Here is a 13,980-nt window from a genome sequence, read left to right as displayed (position 1 = left end):
GTCGTGCTTTCGGCCGATCCGCCGGGCCGGCCCCGGTTCCTACGATGTCCTCATGCCCGCCCCCGTGATCGCGACCTCCGCGCACCCGTCCCCGGCCGGCGCCTCCGCCGACAGCCCCACCCCGGCCGGGCCGTCCCTGGAGCCGCCGCCTCCCGCCCCGTGGTGGCTGCGCGCCCTGCGCGCCGTCGGCGTCTCCGCGATCTGCCTGATCATCGGCCTGCTCGTGCTGGTCTTCGTCTACGGGACGACGATCGACGAGCAGGGCGACCTCTCGGACCGGCTGGTCGCCCTGTTCATCGTCGACCTGCTGGTGGGGCTCGCGGCGGCGCTCGCCGTCGGGCCAATGCGCCGCGCCGGGGCCGCGAACCTGATCCTGGTGGCGGCCCTCGCCGTCAGCGGCATGTCGGTCGCGGCGGCCGCCGTGGCCCTGGCCCGCCTCGGCGAGCGGCGCGCACGGCTGCTGGACGCGGCGGCGATCATCCTCGCCGTCGGCGGTTCGGTCGTCTCCTCCCTGCTGTTCCGCTGGGCGGAGGGATCGTCCAGCGGGACACTGCCCTGGGAGATGCTGCTGACCTGCGCGTTCGCGGCGGCGGCGCTGCTGTGGGGTCGGGCCCGGGGCACCCGCGCGGCGCTCATCGCCTCGCTGCGCGCGCAGGCCTCCACCGCCCGCCGCGAGCGGGACGCCCTCGAACGGGAGCATCGCGCGCTGATCGCGCAGGCGCAGGCCGAGCAGCGGGCCGCGATCGCCCGCGACATGCACGACAGCCTGTCCCACCATCTCTCCCTCATCGCCATGCACGCCGGCGCGCTCGAATACCGCCGGGACCTGCCGGAGGCGCAGCGGCAGGAGGCCGCGAGCATCATCCGCCGCGGCGCCCAGGCCGCGAACACCGAGCTGCGGGAGGTCCTCGGGGCGCTGCGCGCCGACGGCATGCCGCTGCCCACCGCCGCGGACCTCGTCACCATGCTCGAGGACGCCCGCGCCGCCGGGCAGGAGGTGACTCTCCTGTGGAGCGATGCCCCGGCCGAGGATCCGGCCGCCGGCGAGGAGCCCTTCACCCCGCAGATGCTGGACGGCATGAGCCGGGCGGGCGTGGTCACCCTGGTGCGGATCGCCCGCGAGCTGCTGACCAATGCGCGCAAGCACGCCCCGGGCACCCGGCTGGACCTGCGCCTGCACCGTGCGGGCGAGCAGCTCGTGCTGCGCGCCTCCAACCCCGTGCCCCGGGAGGCGCCCGCCGCCGGCGCCCGGCTGGGGCTGGTCGGGGTGCGCGAGAGGATCGTGCTGCTGGGCGGGAGCCTGCACATCGAGGACGGGACCGCAGGACGCTTCGCGGTCGAGGCACGACTTCCCTGGAGGGACTGACCATGACCGACCCCGGCACGGGCACCGTGCGGCTGCTCCTCGTGGACGACGAGAACCTCATGCGCGCCGGGCTGCGCCTGATGATCGACGGCGCCGAGGGCATCGAGGTGGTGGGGGAGGAGGCCGATGGCGCCGGCGCCCTCCGCGCCGTCGACGCCCTGGATCCCGACGTCGTGCTCATGGACATCCGCATGCCCGGCATGGACGGCATCGAGGCGACGCGGCGCCTGCACGCCCAGGGGGCCCGCGCGGCGATCGTCGTGCTCACCGCCTTCGACACCGATGGCTTCCTGCTCGATGCCCTGCGGGCCGGCGCCGTGTCCTTCCTGCTCAAGGACACCCCTCCGCAGGACGTGGTGCAGGCGGTGCACGAGGCGGCGCAGGGCCGGGCGCGCTTCTCCCCGCTGGTGCTGCGGCGCCTGGTCGACCTCGCCGCCGGCGGCGCGGGCGGGGCCGACGGGTCCCGTCCTCGCGAGCCCCGCGCCGGATCGCTGCCGGACGGGGCGCCGCGCGGCGCATCGGACAGCCCTGGCGGCGCGCTCCCCACCGCGCCCGCCGGGCGGCTTCCCGCCGGCGTCACCGCCCGCGAATGGGAGGTCGCACAGCTGGTGGCGCAGGGGCTGACCAACGGCGAGATCGGCGAGGCGCTGTTCCTGTCGCTGCCCACGGTGAAGACGCACGTGGGGCGGCTGTTCGACAAGCTCCACGTCACCAACCGCGTCCAGCTCGCGATCCGGGTGCTCGAGCTGCAGGCCTGAGCCGTCGGGCCGTCCTGCAGACGATATTCCTGTGCCCGCCCCGCCTACCTCCCAGTAGGCTCCTGACATGCATGTTCTACGTCTGGCCGGGCCTCCCGGCGTCGGCAAGTCGACGCTGGCGCTCGCCATCGCCGCGCGCCTGGCGGCGGACGGGGAGCCCGTCTCCTCCGTCGACATCGACCAGCTCGGCATGCTCTACCCCGCGCCGGACGGCGACGCGGACCGCTGGGTGCTCAAGGAGCATGCCCTCGACCTCGTGGCGAGCATCCACCGTCGCGCCGGCTCCCGGACCCTCCTCGTCTCCGGGGTCGCCAGCCCGGACGCCCCGCCGCCGCGCACCGCGGGCGAGTCCGTCGCCTCCCTCTGGCTGGACCTCGCCCCGCAGCAGCGCCATGCACGGCTCGGCGCCCGCGGCTGGAGCGCGGAGCAGCGCGAGGAGGCCGTCCGCATCGGCACCGAGGAATCGGCCCGCCTGGCCGATGGCTGGCGCCGCGTGGCGCTGGACGGGCTCGGCGTCGAGGACGCGGTCGAGGCCGTCCTCGCCGCGGCGGCCGGCGAGGACAGCGGTCCGGAAGGGCCGGCGGCGCCGCTCGAGCACGCCGATGCGCAGACCGCGCCGGTCCTGTGGATCACGGGGCCGCGCTGCGCGGGCGCCTCGAGCGTGGGCTGGGAGCTGGCGCAGGCCGCCTGGGGCACCGGCACGCGCACCGGGTTCCTCGACCTCGCCGAGCTGTCCCTGGCCCGCAACCTCCCCGGCGGTGCGGCGGCCGCGCGGGTCGCCGGCGCCGACTGCGTGGCAGCGCTGCACGAGTGCTTCGTCGGCGCCGGCGGCGTGGCGAGCATCGTCGTCGCCCCCATCGGCGCCGGGCCGGACCTGGCCTTCGCGGCCTTCGGGGACGTGCCGGTGATCTCCGTGCGGCTGGATGCGACGCCCGCCGAGCTGCGCGAGCGCGCCCGCTCCCGCGCCCGTGGGGCGGGACCGCATCTGGCGGCCGATGATCTGCGCGGCGCCACCGACATGGAGGTCGCCGCCGTCGCCCGCCGCGCGGCGCGCGAGCGGGAGCTGCCCCTGCACAGCGGGGAGGTCCTCGTCCCCACCTCGGGCGCCGACCCGGTCGGCGTCGCCGCCCGCATCCGCACCGCCACCGGCTGGTCCCTCTGACGCGCCCGGTCCCGTCCTCGCCGGCTCCTCTGCCCGGCGGCGGCCCGGAAGGGGTCAGTGCACGCTGAAGCCGCCGTCCACGGCGATGGACTGGCCGGTCACGTAGGCGCTCGCGGCGCTCGCCAGCCACACGACCGGGCCCGCGAAGTCCTCGGGGCGGCCGTTGCGGCCCACCAGGGTGCGGGCCGCGAGGGCCTGCACCGTGGCCGGGTCCGAGCTGAGGCGGGCGTTCAGCGGCGTCGGCACGAAGCCGGGGATCAGCACGTTCGCGGTGACGCCGCGGGCGGACCAGGCCTCGGCCTGCGAGCGGGCCAGCGCCTCCAGCGCCGCCTTGGACACCCCGTACGCCCCGCTCGCGGCGAAGGGCCGATGCGCCTGCTGCGAGCTGATGTGGATCAGCCGGCCGCAGCCGCGCTCGGCCATGGCAGGGGCCAGCGCCTGGCCCAGCAGGAACGGGGCATCGAGGTTCACGGCCATCGTCGCGTCCCAGGTGTCCTCGTCGAGCTCGGGCATCGGCGGGCGCAGGTTGATCCCCGCGCTGCACACCAGCACGTCCACGCCGCGGCGGCCGTCGGGCGCGACGTGCGCGAGGGCGCGCTCGGCGAGATCCCGGGCTCCCTCCCGGGTGCCGAGGTCCGCCGGCAGCGCCGCGGCCGAACCGCCCGCCGCGGCGATCTCGTCGACGACCTCCCGGATCGGCCCCTCGCGCCGGGCGGCGATCAGCACGTGCGCGCCGGCGGCCGCGAGGGCGGTGCTGATCGCGCGGCCGATGCCGCTGCTGCCGCCGGTGACCAGGGCGGTGCGGCCGGACAGGGAGAAGAGCTCGGGCAGGGCGGCGGAGGTGCTCATCGCAGGACCGTACACTGCCTGCACCTGGACCTGACGGAGGGAGCCGCACCATGGCCCTGGGAGTGGTGGTGTTCCTCGCCGTGCCGACGCTGCTGGTGCTGCTCGGCGCCGCGGAGATCGTGCTGGCGGTCCTCGACCTGCGATCGCCGATGCGGGTGGTGCCCGGGCGGCGCCTCTCGGCCCGCCTGCTGCTGGTCGCCGGGATCGGCACGGTGATCTGCGCGGTGATCTCCCTGGCGCCGCTGTACTCCGAGCTGCAGTACGGGGCGGTGCTGTGGCCGGTCATCGCGCTCGCCCTGGCGCTCATCTGGAACGTGGTCGCCGTCGGCGGGGCGATCCTCGCCCGCGTGGTCCGCCCGAGGACCCCCGGCGCCTGAACGGCCCGCCGCGCCGTCCCCGGTGGACCCACCACCCGGCCGGCGCTCCTAGACTGCAGGCCATGCCCCTCACGACCCGCACCTGGACCCTGCCCGGCCTGCACCTGAGCGACCTCACGCTCCCCGTGCCCCTGGACCCCGAGCGTCCCGACGGCCCGCAGCTCGAGGTGTTCGCGCGCGTGGTCGCCGCCGAGGACGGCCGGGACCGCCCCTACCTCGTCTACCTGCAGGGCGGGCCCGGCTCCGAGGCGCCGCGGCCCACCCTCGAATCGGCCGCCCCGGCGTGGCTGCCGCGGGCTCTCGAGGACTTCCGCGTGGTGATGCTGGACCAGCGCGGCACCGGCCGCTCCACGCCGATCGGCCTGGACTGCCCGCTGCCGCAGGGCGCCGCCGGCGGCGCCGCGACCCTGCGGGAGGCATCGGCCGAGGACCAGGCCGCCTACCTCGCCTGCTTCCGGGCCGATGCGATCGTCCGCGACGCCGAGGCGCTGCGCGAGGCCCTTGAGGTCGCGTCGTGGAGCCTGCTGGGACAGTCCTTCGGCGGCTTCACGGCCCTGCGCTACCTCTCCGAGCACGCCGGCAGCGTGGACCTGGCGCTGTTCACGGGCGGCCTTCCCGCCGTCGGAGAGCAGCTGGACGCGGTGTACACGACCACCTGGGAAGGGATGGCCCGCCGCAGCGAGGCCTTCTACTCCCGCTTCGCCGGCGACCGCGACCGGATGCGGCACCTGGCCGATCTCGCCGCGGCGGGGCAGCTGCACCTGCCCGACGGCCAGGCCGTCTCCGTCGACCGCCTGCGCACGCTCGGGCATCTGCTGGGCGCCTCCGGCGGGCCGGAGCGCCTGCACTACCTGCTCGAGCTGGACCCCGCGAGCCCCGCCTTACGCCATGACCTCGCCGCCGCGCTGCCCTTCAGCGGCCGCAACCCGCTGTACGCGGTGCTGCACGAATCCTGCTGGGCCGACGGCCACGCCACCCGCTGGGCCGCGGACCGCACCATGCCGCAGTCCGTGCGGGAGGACCCGACCCTGCTGGCGGGCGAGCACGTGCACCGCTCCCTGTTCGCCGAGGATCCCGAGCTCGCGCCGTGGGCCGAGGCCGCCGACCTCCTCGCCGAGCACGCCTGGCCCGCCCTGTACGACCCGGACGCCCTGCGCGCCGCCCAGGTGCCCGCCGCCGCGGCCGTGTACTTCGAGGACGCCTACGTCCCGCGGGAGCACTCCCTGGCCACGGCCGCCCTGCTGCCGCAGATGCGCCCCTGGGTGACCAGCGAGTACGAGCACAACGGTCTGCGCGCCAGCGCCGGCGGGGTGCTGGACCACCTGCTGGACCTCGCTCGCGGCCGCCGCACCGCCTGACCGGCGCGGCGCCCCCGGCCGCGCCTGCGGCCTGCCGCGGGGGCGGGGCCGGCCGATACAGTGGCGCGCATGAGCAATGCCGCCCAGAACGTCGCCCCCGCTCCCGCCCCCTCCGCCGATGCCGCGCCCGGCTTCGCCGCCCCGGCGACGCCGATGGCCGTGCATGCGTGGTCGCTGCATCGGACGCTCGGCCGCTTCGTCGCCGAGCACGCCAACCCGCCGGGCTCCACCGCCATGACCCCGACGCCCGCGGCACCCGGCGCCGTGGACATGCTGGACCTGCCCCGAGAGCTCGCCGCGCACGGCATCGGCACCGTGCAGCTGTGCCACTTCCACCTGCCCCGCCGCGACCGCTCCTACCTCGAGGAGCTGCGCGCCGCGCTCGCCGAGGCCGAGGTGGCGCTGGACGCCCTGCTCGTGGACAACGGCGACCTCGTCCACCCCACCGACGCTGATGCCCACGAGGCGTGGATCGCCGGCTGGCTGGAGGACGCCGCCGTGCTCGGCGCGACCCGCGGCCGGGTGTGCGCCGGCGAGTCCGATCCGACCCCCGAGCTCATCGCCGCCAGCGGCGCCCGCCTGTCCCGCCTGGCCACCGGCTCCCCGGTGCGCGTGGTCACCGAGAACTGGAAGCAGCTGCTGCCCACCGCGGACGACGTCCACGCGCTGCTGGACGCGACGGGCGGCTCCGTCGGCCTGCTCATCGACCTGGACAACTGGACGATGCCGGGCCGCGACCAGCAGTTGGCGAGCATCGCTGGCCGCGCCGAGACCTCGCACGCCAAGTGCCCCACCACCGAGGACGGCGCCCTGGACCCCGCGCGGTACCGCCGCACGCTGGAGGCCGTCCTCGGGGCGGGCTACGACGGACCGCTGTGCCTGGTGTACGCGGGCGCCGACGACGACGAATGGGCCGGTCTGGCCGCCTGCCAGCAGGTCGTCGACGCCGTGCGGACCGATGGCTGAGGGGGCTCGCCGGGCCGAGGGCGGCCGCGTCGGCGGACCCGGCGGCGCCGGTCCACGCCGGGATGCCGCCGCTGCGCTGGTGATCCGCCGGACCAGGCCGGAGGAGCACGAGGCCCTCTCCGCCCTGGCGCTGCGCTCGAAGGGGCACTGGGGGTACCCGCCGGAATTCCTCGAGGCCTGCCGCGAGGAGCTGCGCTACGACGCCGAGACCTGCGGCTCGGAGCTGATGTGGGCGGCCGAGCGCGACGGGACGGTGCTCGGCATCGTCCGCCTCGCGCCGGTCGCGGGCGCGCCGGACCTGCCCGGCCCGCCCGAGGCGCTCGAGCTCGAGGCCCTCTTCGTCGACCCTCCCGCGATCGGCACCGGCTGCGGCCGGCTGCTGCTGGAGCACGCCCTCGCGCAGGCCCGCGCCCGCGGTGTGCGGCGCGTGCTGCTGGACGCGGACCCGGGGGCGGAGAGCTTCTACCGCCGCTTCGGCGCCGTGCGGATCGGCTCCGCGCCCAGCGGTTCGATCCCCGGCAGGATGCTGCCGCGGCTCGAGTACCGCTTGGGGGACGAGGCGGAGGCCGCCGGCCTCTGACGGGCGCCGTCGGCCACGGACGGGCGCCGTCGGCCTCTGACGGGCGCCGTCGGACGCGGCCCGAACCGGACCGGTCAGGTCCCTCAGCCCGCGGCGTCGCCCGTCTCGACCGGTAGGTCGCGGGTGCGGCTCCAGGCGCTCCAGCTGCCGGGGTAGAGGGCCCCTCGGCCCAGTCCGGCATGCTCCAGGGCGAGGAGGTTGTGGCAGGCGGTGACGCCGGATCCGCAGTAGCTGATGACCTGCGACGCGTCGTGGATCCCTGCCGCGGCGAACCGTCGGCGCAGCTGCGCGGGGGAGGCGATCCTCCCGGTCTCGTCCAGGTTGTCGCGACAGGGGACGGAGACGGCCCCGGGGATGTGCCCGCGTCGCGGATCGGCGTCCGGCACCGTGCCCAGGGCCGGATCGACCTCGGGCTCCTCCCCGCGGAAGCGGTTGGTCGGGCGGGCATCGATCAGGATCTCCGTGGTGCGGGAGGCGACCTCGGCGGTCGATCGGAGCGACCCCGCGGGCCAGGCGCGCGGGGCGAAGCGCGCGGGCTCAACCGCGCCCTCGCCGGTCTCCAGGGTGTCGCAATAGCTGCCGATGCCGCCCGACAGCACGGCCGCGGGGACGTCGAGCAGGCGCAGCATCCATGCCAGGCGTGCGGCGATGACCCCGGAGGCGTCGTCGTAGACCACCACGGGGCGGTGCCCGTCGATCCCGGCGGCGCTCATGGAGCGGGCGAAATCCTCCGGGGCGGGGAAGGGCTGCCGTCCCGTCTGCGGGCCGATCTCGCCGGTGAGGTCGGTGTCGAGGTCGACGAAGACGGCGCCGGGGATGTGGCCGGCGCGGTAGGCGTCGCGGCCGGGGCGGTCCCAGTACCAGCGCGCATCGACGATCACGATCTCGCGGCGGTGCGATGCGCACCAGGGCCAGGTCACGAAGGAGTCCAAGGTCTTCTCTCTTCCGGGGGAGGGGTGCTCATCACCGAGCGTCCAGTGCGTCGACCAGTCGGGCGCCGGGAGGCAGCTTCCGGGTCACGCTGCGGGGGACGGCGCCGCGGGCGACGACACCGCGCTCGAGGAGACGCTCGGCGATCGCCTGTCCCAGAGGCCCGGCGAGATGCGGGGACTGCGCGGTCCGGTCGAGGCACCAGTCCAGCTCCGCTTCGCGGACGAGCCCCGGTGCCGACAGGTCGCCCTCGCGCAGCGCGGATGCTCCCTGCTCCGTGAGCTGGTACCGCTCGACGGCCGGGGTGCGGCCGGCCGGCTCCTCGATCGGCCCGGGGTCGCGGCGGCCGCCGACCTCGAGGATCCAGCCCTGTTCGACGAGCTCGCGGAACAGGTCGACACCGACCCGGCCGGCGAGATGACCGGAGCACATGCGGCCTTCGCCCCGTGCCCGGGACGCGCGGTGCTCGCGCAGGGAGCTGACGGGCTGCGAGGGGGCGATCGCCGCCAGCGCCTCGAGGATCCTCTCGACCTCTGCGGTGGCGAGGCGGTACCAGCGGTGGCGTCCGTGGACGGTGACCGTCACCAGACCCTGCTCGCGCAGCATCGCGAGGTGGCTGCTGGCGGTCGAGGTGCTGATCCCCGCCTCGCGCGCCAGCTCCCCGGCGGACCTCTGCCCGCCCGCCGCGAGGGACAGCAGCATCCGGGCCCGGCGACGATCGGCGAAGAGCGACGCCACCGCGGCGATATCGGGCTCCCCGCCGGTTCGTGTCGTCATGACCGCAACAGTACGACCGGGTCGCTTCGACGCGCGTCGAAGCATCGCGGGCGGCCGGGCCGGGCTGGCGTACCGCCACTCCGTCGTCGTCGGGGTCGATGTATCGTGAACGCTCTTCCAGGGAGGCGAAGCATGACGGAGTCCGTTCCGGCTCGGACATGGACGCATGTGGATCTGGTGCCCTATGACCCGCGATGGCCGCTTCGCTTCGCCCGGACCGCGCGAGAGCTGCGCGAGGTGCTCTCGGGAGCTCGGATCGAGCATGTCGGCTCGACCAGCGTCCCAGGGATGGCGTCGAAGGACACGATCGATACGGCTGTCGGCGTGACCGACGTCGATGGTGTCCTCTCCCCGGCCGTGCTGTCGCGGCTGGCGGAGCGTGGCTTCGTCCATCGGCCGAGGTCCTTCGCCGAGAATCCTGATCATGCCTTCTTCGTGCGCATCGTCGGAGACCGCCGGACGGACCATGTGCACATCATGCGCGAGGGATCACCGACCTTCCGTGATCTGATCCTGTTCCGCGACCACCTGCGCGCACATCCCGCGGCGGCGGCGGAGTACATGCGGATCAAGCAGGGTCTCGCCGCCCGGTTCGCGGATCGCCGCGCTGAGTACGTCGCCCAGAAGACGCTCTTTGTGGACGCTCTGATGCGACGGGTGCGCGACGCTCATGGAGTAGTCGAATAGAAGCACCCTCGGCCCATCTCCCCTGATGCGGTCGCGAGCGTACGTCCACCCGGCGCGGGGGAACGGGGGCGAGAGCCCCCGCCCAAGCACCTCAGATCGCGCGGTCTCCCGGGATCTCCTCGTGCGCGCGGTAGCAGGTGGACCACCAGGTGCCCGTCCCTGCGCGATACGCCTGCGGCACGAGGCTCGAGACGACATCGATGGACTCACCATCCGGGGAGGCGATGCCGAGCCCGCACGCGGCGTCGCCTGCCGCATCGCCCAGGAGCGACGGGGGCAGCAGGGTCCACGATCCGCCGAACCGGCGCCGGAGCCCCTCGCCCAGGAACGCCTCGTACTGAGCGGCCTGGTCAGCAGGCACGTCCCCGGCCGATGCCCACGTGGCGAGCATCTGCTGCTCGAGCGCATCGAGGGACGGCGAGCTCCAGGGATCGTCGGCGTCCAGCGGCGCGAAGGGAGCGGAGGGCGCGACCTCCTCGAGGATCTGGGCGCAGCGGGCCTGCCAGGCCTCCATGTCGACGTCGCCTCGTGCTGCCATCGCGGAACCTTCACCCCTTGTCGGTGCGGACATGTCGGTGCACCGACCCTATCGCCCGCTCGGCCGGACCGGCCTCCGGCGAGGACGCCCCGGAGAAATGCCGCGCGCCCGGCCGCGGGCCCCGGCTAGCATCGGGGCCATGACGAGTCCGGAATCAGACAGGCCGGGGGCTGACGGTCACACCGCCAGCCCCCGGAACCGCTGAGCCCCCCCACCGCTGTGCGCGGAGCATCCGCCCTGCGCAGTCGGTCCGGCGCATCCCGGGCAGCCGGCCGTGGTGACGAGACGACCCCCTCTCGTGAACCCCCACCCCGAAGCATCCGATGCCGCTCGTCCTCTTCCTTCTCGCCCTGGCGGTCTTCGTCATGGGCACCTCCGAATTCATGCTGGCGGGGCTGATCCCCGCCATCGCTGCTGATCTCGACGTCCCTCTGGGCGCGGCCGGCCTGCTGACCTCGGCGTTCGCCGGGGGAATGGTCCTCGGCGCGCCGCTCATGGCGGTGCTCGCCCGCCGCTGGCCGCCCCGGTCCACCCTGCTGGCGTGCCTGCTCGTCTTCGCCGGATGCCACGCGGTCGCGGCGCTGACCCCGCGGTTTCCGATCCTCCTGGGCACCCGGGCGCTCAGCGCCCTCGCCTGCGCCGGCTTCCTCGCCGTCGCCCTGAGCACGGCGACCAACCTCGTGCCGGCGCATCGCACGGGGCGGGCCCTGGCGATCCTGCTGTCGGGCACGACGCTCGCCACCATCGCCGGCGTCCCCGCCGGGGCCCTGCTCGGCACCGCCATGGGGTGGCGGGCGACGTTCTGGGCCATCGCCCTGCTCTGCATCCCGGCGGCCCTCGGGGTCCTCGCGGGGATGCGGCGGACGCCCGCTCCCTCCGCCCGCACCGCCGGGCCGGACCTGCGGTCCGAGCTGGCCGCGCTCGGATCCTCGACCCTGCTCCGAGCGATGGCGCTCGCCGCCCTGGTCAACGCCGGCACCTTCGCGGCGTTCACCTATCTGGCACCGGTCGTGACCGAGGTCGCCGGGCTCGCGGACGGCTGGATCCCCGTGGCGCTGATGGCCTTCGGCATCGGATCCTTCCTCGGGGTGACGATCGCCGGTCGGCTCAGCGACCGATGGCCCGGCCCGCTGCTCGCCGTCGGAGGGCCGATGCTGCTGATCGGGTGGGTCGCCCTGGCGCTGCTGGCGTCCCGTCCCGTTCTGCTCCTGGCCCTCGTGCTGGTGCAGGGCATGGTGTCCTTCGGGGTCGGCAGCACCCTGGTCGCCCGGGTCCTCCGCGCCGCCTCGGGCGCGCCGACGATGGGCGGGGCCTGCGCGACGGCGGCGCTGAACATCGGCGCCGCAGCGGGGCCGGGGCTCGGGGCCCTCGGCCTCTCCGCCGATCGCGGCGTGCTCGCCCCGATCTGGGTCGCGGCGGGGCTCACGGCGGCGGCGCTGACGGTGATGGCGCTCAGCCGTCCCCGCCGCGATGGGTCTGCCACCACAGGGCGGCCTGCAGGCGCGAGTCCACACCGAGCTTCGCGAGCACGTGGGTGATGTGCGACTTCACCGTCGTCAGCTCCACGAACAGCTCCCGGGAGATCTCCCGGTTGGACATGCCGCGGGCCAGCAGGCGCAGCACGTCCTCCTCCCGGCCGGTCAGCGGCGGCACCGGCTCGGCCGATGCCCGCTGCGCGGGATCTCCGGGCGCTGCCGGGGCGGGCTGCTCGGCCGCTGCCGGCGCTGCGGCCGGTCCCGAACCCCGCCCGGAGGCGTCCGCCGCGGCCGCGGCGCCCTCGCGGCGGCGCAGCTGGGCCAGGACCGCCTGCATCGCCTCCTGCGAGAGCGCGGCGTCCCCGGCGGCGACGGCGCGCACCGCCTCGAGGAAGCGCGCCGGGTCCTCGGACTTCACGAGATAGCCGTCGGCGCCCGCCGCGAGCGCCCCGAGGACGTACTCGTCCAGGTCGAAGGCGGAGACGACGAGGACCCGGGCGCCGGTCGCCCGCAGGCCCGGGGTGATGTCGATGCCGGTCGCCCCGGGCATGCGCACGTCCGTGAGGACCACATCGGCGCGGTGCTCGCGGGCGGCGGCGAGGGCCCGCGGCCCGTCGCCCGCCTCGGCGACGACGTCGATGTCGGCCTCGGCACGCAGCAGGGCGACGAGGCCGGCGCGCACGGCGGCGTGGTCATCGGCGACGATCACGCGGATCGGGTCCGTCATGGCAGGTCTCCTCCGGGGACGGCGGGAAGGCGCACCTCGAGGCGCCACAGGTCGGGGCGGTCGGGATCGGGGCCGGCGTCGACGGTCCCGCCGAGGGCGCGGGAGCGGTGCGCGATCGCGGCGAGCCCCAGGCCCGTGCCGGGCTCCGCGGCCGGGTCCCGGGTGTTCGTGCTGGTGAGGCGGAGGTGCCCGGGAGGATCGACCGCCACCTGCAGGGTGCGGGGCGGCAGCCCGTGACGCAGGGCGTTGGTGACGGCCTCGGCGCCGGTGCGCAGCAGCGCCGCGCGCACGGCCGGGGCGGTGCGGGACGGGTCCTCGACCGCCGGGTCGATGGACACCTCACCGCCGTCTCCGCCCACGGCCAGGCGGTCGGCCAGGACCTCCCAGGACAGGGTCGTGCCCGGGGCGATCCGCGAGCCGTCGGCATCGGCTGCGCTCAGCAGCCCGATCATGGCGCGCAGATCCCGCAGGGCCGCCCGGGCGGAGTCCTGGGTGGTGGCCAGCGACCGGTCCCGCCCCTCCGCATCGGGCAGGGAGCGGGCCAGGCCCGCATGGATGCTCACGGCGCTGAGATGCCCGGCGACCAGGTCGTGGAGGTCCTGCGCGATCTCGCGGCGCTCCTGCTCGACGGCGCGGCCCGCCCGCTCGACGGCCAGGGCCTTCTCCGTGTCGGCGAGGATCTCCGCGGTCAGCTGCGCGGTGCGGTGCAGGCGCACGTCCCAGCCCCACATCATCGGGGTGATGACGGCGACGGTGACCACAAGCAGCCCGACCGCGATGCCCTCCCCGGCGCCGAGCTCAACCCACAGCAGGACCACCAGGCCGAGCGACAGCGCCGCCCCCAGCCCCGTCGCGATGCGGGCGACGGGCCGGGCGCCGTGGGCGATCGGCGACCACAGCGCCTCGAACAGCAGCACATAGGCCGCCAGGGTCCCGAACCACAGGATCACCAGCACGGCGAGCGGCCCGGCGAGGGCCAGCGTGATCGCCGGGCGGCGCCGCCGCCACAGGGTCGAGACAGTGCCCACCAGCAGCATGACCGTGGCCAGGGACGCCACGTCGGGGCTGCGGCCGATGAGCAGTCCGCTGCTGCCGATCGGGATCATCGGCAGCGCGATCACCGCGGAGAGGTAGGCGAGGGCGACGATCACGTCCCGCCGCTCCAGGCGGGGCGGGCGCATCCGGACCCCCGGATCCGCGGCGGGCCCGACCGCCGCCGGCGCCCCGGCCGCCTCGCGCGAGGACGCCGGGGCGGCGCCGGTCTCCGCGCCGCCGAGCGCGCGCCGGAGAAGAGCGGGAAGGGGCATGCTGCGAGGCTACCGGCGCCGGGGTCCGGATCGGCCCGAACGGTGCCCCGCCGGCACCGCAGCAGTACCAAAGGAGGAGAGGGCGGCCCGGGCCGTCCTCCCGTCCGGCACCTTGGGACGATG

General features: G+C 75.6%; 15 protein-coding genes. 9 read left to right on the top strand and 6 right to left on the bottom strand.

Annotated elements, in window-relative coordinates; all coding sequences use genetic code 11:
* Positions 1-52: 52 nt before the first annotated feature.
* From ABD234_RS14435 to ABD234_RS14425, 3 genes are all read left to right on the top strand, one after another.
* A complete protein-coding gene (locus ABD234_RS14435; RefSeq protein ID WP_344357567.1) occupies positions 53-1,366 on the top strand; it encodes a sensor histidine kinase in 1,314 nt (437 codons plus the stop codon).
* A gap of 2 nt (positions 1,367-1,368) precedes the next feature.
* On the top strand, positions 1,369-2,124 hold the full coding sequence (locus tag ABD234_RS14430; RefSeq protein ID WP_344357564.1) for a response regulator: 756 nt from the start codon (positions 1,369-1,371) through the stop codon (positions 2,122-2,124).
* 67 nt (positions 2,125-2,191) lie between these two features.
* The gene (locus tag ABD234_RS14425; RefSeq protein WP_344357562.1) at positions 2,192-3,286 is read left to right on the top strand and encodes an AAA family ATPase; all 1,095 of its coding nucleotides are present in this window, start codon (positions 2,192-2,194) and stop codon (positions 3,284-3,286) included.
* Positions 3,287-3,340: 54 nt separating this feature from the next.
* Here ABD234_RS14425 and ABD234_RS14420 read toward each other — a convergent pair whose 3' ends face one another.
* On the bottom strand, positions 3,341-4,135 hold the full coding sequence (locus ABD234_RS14420) for an SDR family NAD(P)-dependent oxidoreductase (RefSeq protein WP_344357559.1): 795 nt from the start codon (positions 4,133-4,135) through the stop codon (positions 3,341-3,343).
* Positions 4,136-4,185: 50 nt separating this feature from the next.
* Between ABD234_RS14420 and ABD234_RS14415 the strand changes: the two genes are divergently transcribed.
* The 4 genes from ABD234_RS14415 (at position 4,186) to ABD234_RS14400 (ending at position 7,416) form a co-directional block, all read left to right on the top strand.
* On the top strand, positions 4,186-4,512 hold the full coding sequence (locus tag ABD234_RS14415; RefSeq protein ID WP_344357556.1) for a hypothetical protein: 327 nt from the start codon (positions 4,186-4,188) through the stop codon (positions 4,510-4,512).
* 62 nt (positions 4,513-4,574) lie between these two features.
* Positions 4,575-5,870, top strand: coding sequence for an alpha/beta fold hydrolase (locus ABD234_RS14410; protein WP_344357553.1), 1,296 nt, complete (start codon positions 4,575-4,577; stop codon positions 5,868-5,870).
* A gap of 69 nt (positions 5,871-5,939) precedes the next feature.
* A complete protein-coding gene (locus tag ABD234_RS14405; protein WP_344357550.1) occupies positions 5,940-6,836 on the top strand; it encodes a sugar phosphate isomerase/epimerase family protein in 897 nt (298 codons plus the stop codon).
* Positions 6,829-7,416, top strand: a complete 588-nt coding sequence (locus ABD234_RS14400) for a GNAT family N-acetyltransferase (RefSeq protein ID WP_344357548.1) — start codon at positions 6,829-6,831, stop codon at positions 7,414-7,416. The genes ABD234_RS14405 and ABD234_RS14400 overlap by 8 nt, the downstream gene beginning before the upstream one ends.
* 83 nt (positions 7,417-7,499) lie before the next feature.
* Here ABD234_RS14400 and ABD234_RS14395 read toward each other — a convergent pair whose 3' ends face one another.
* Positions 7,500-8,348, bottom strand: a complete 849-nt coding sequence (locus tag ABD234_RS14395; protein ID WP_344357545.1) for a sulfurtransferase — start codon at positions 8,346-8,348, stop codon at positions 7,500-7,502.
* A 31-nt stretch (positions 8,349-8,379) separates the two neighbouring features.
* Positions 8,380-9,123 carry an ArsR/SmtB family transcription factor gene (locus tag ABD234_RS14390; protein WP_344357543.1) on the bottom strand — a complete coding sequence of 248 codons (744 nt, stop codon included), beginning with the start codon at positions 9,121-9,123 and terminating at the stop codon, positions 8,380-8,382.
* A gap of 132 nt (positions 9,124-9,255) precedes the next feature.
* Here ABD234_RS14390 and ABD234_RS14385 point away from each other — a divergent pair, with 132 nt between their 5' ends.
* Positions 9,256-9,810, top strand: a complete 555-nt coding sequence (locus ABD234_RS14385) for a GrpB family protein (protein WP_344357541.1) — start codon at positions 9,256-9,258, stop codon at positions 9,808-9,810.
* A gap of 91 nt (positions 9,811-9,901) precedes the next feature.
* Here ABD234_RS14385 and ABD234_RS14380 read toward each other — a convergent pair whose 3' ends face one another.
* Positions 9,902-10,348, bottom strand: a complete 447-nt coding sequence (locus ABD234_RS14380) for a hypothetical protein (RefSeq protein ID WP_344357538.1) — start codon at positions 10,346-10,348, stop codon at positions 9,902-9,904.
* A 323-nt stretch (positions 10,349-10,671) separates the two neighbouring features.
* On the opposite strand from ABD234_RS14380, the gene ABD234_RS14375 reads away from it, so the two are divergent.
* The gene (locus tag ABD234_RS14375) at positions 10,672-11,886 is read left to right on the top strand and encodes a Cmx/CmrA family chloramphenicol efflux MFS transporter (protein WP_344357536.1); all 1,215 of its coding nucleotides are present in this window, start codon (positions 10,672-10,674) and stop codon (positions 11,884-11,886) included.
* Here ABD234_RS14375 and ABD234_RS14370 read toward each other — a convergent pair.
* Both ABD234_RS14370 and ABD234_RS14365 read right to left on the bottom strand, forming a co-directional pair.
* The gene (locus ABD234_RS14370) at positions 11,801-12,550 is read right to left on the bottom strand and encodes a response regulator (RefSeq protein WP_344357533.1); all 750 of its coding nucleotides are present in this window, start codon (positions 12,548-12,550) and stop codon (positions 11,801-11,803) included. The two genes, ABD234_RS14375 and ABD234_RS14370, sit on opposite strands and share 86 nt — an antisense overlap.
* On the bottom strand, positions 12,547-13,857 hold the full coding sequence (locus ABD234_RS14365; RefSeq protein ID WP_344357530.1) for a sensor histidine kinase: 1,311 nt from the start codon (positions 13,855-13,857) through the stop codon (positions 12,547-12,549). Before ABD234_RS14365 ends, ABD234_RS14370 begins: the two co-directional genes overlap by 4 nt.
* Between the last annotated feature and the right edge of the window lie 123 nt (positions 13,858-13,980).

This window comes from Brachybacterium phenoliresistens, assembly GCF_039530785.1.
Taxonomy (GTDB): domain Bacteria; phylum Actinomycetota; class Actinomycetes; order Actinomycetales; family Dermabacteraceae; genus Brachybacterium; species Brachybacterium phenoliresistens.
This window is presented reverse-complemented; position numbering and strand designations above follow the sequence as displayed.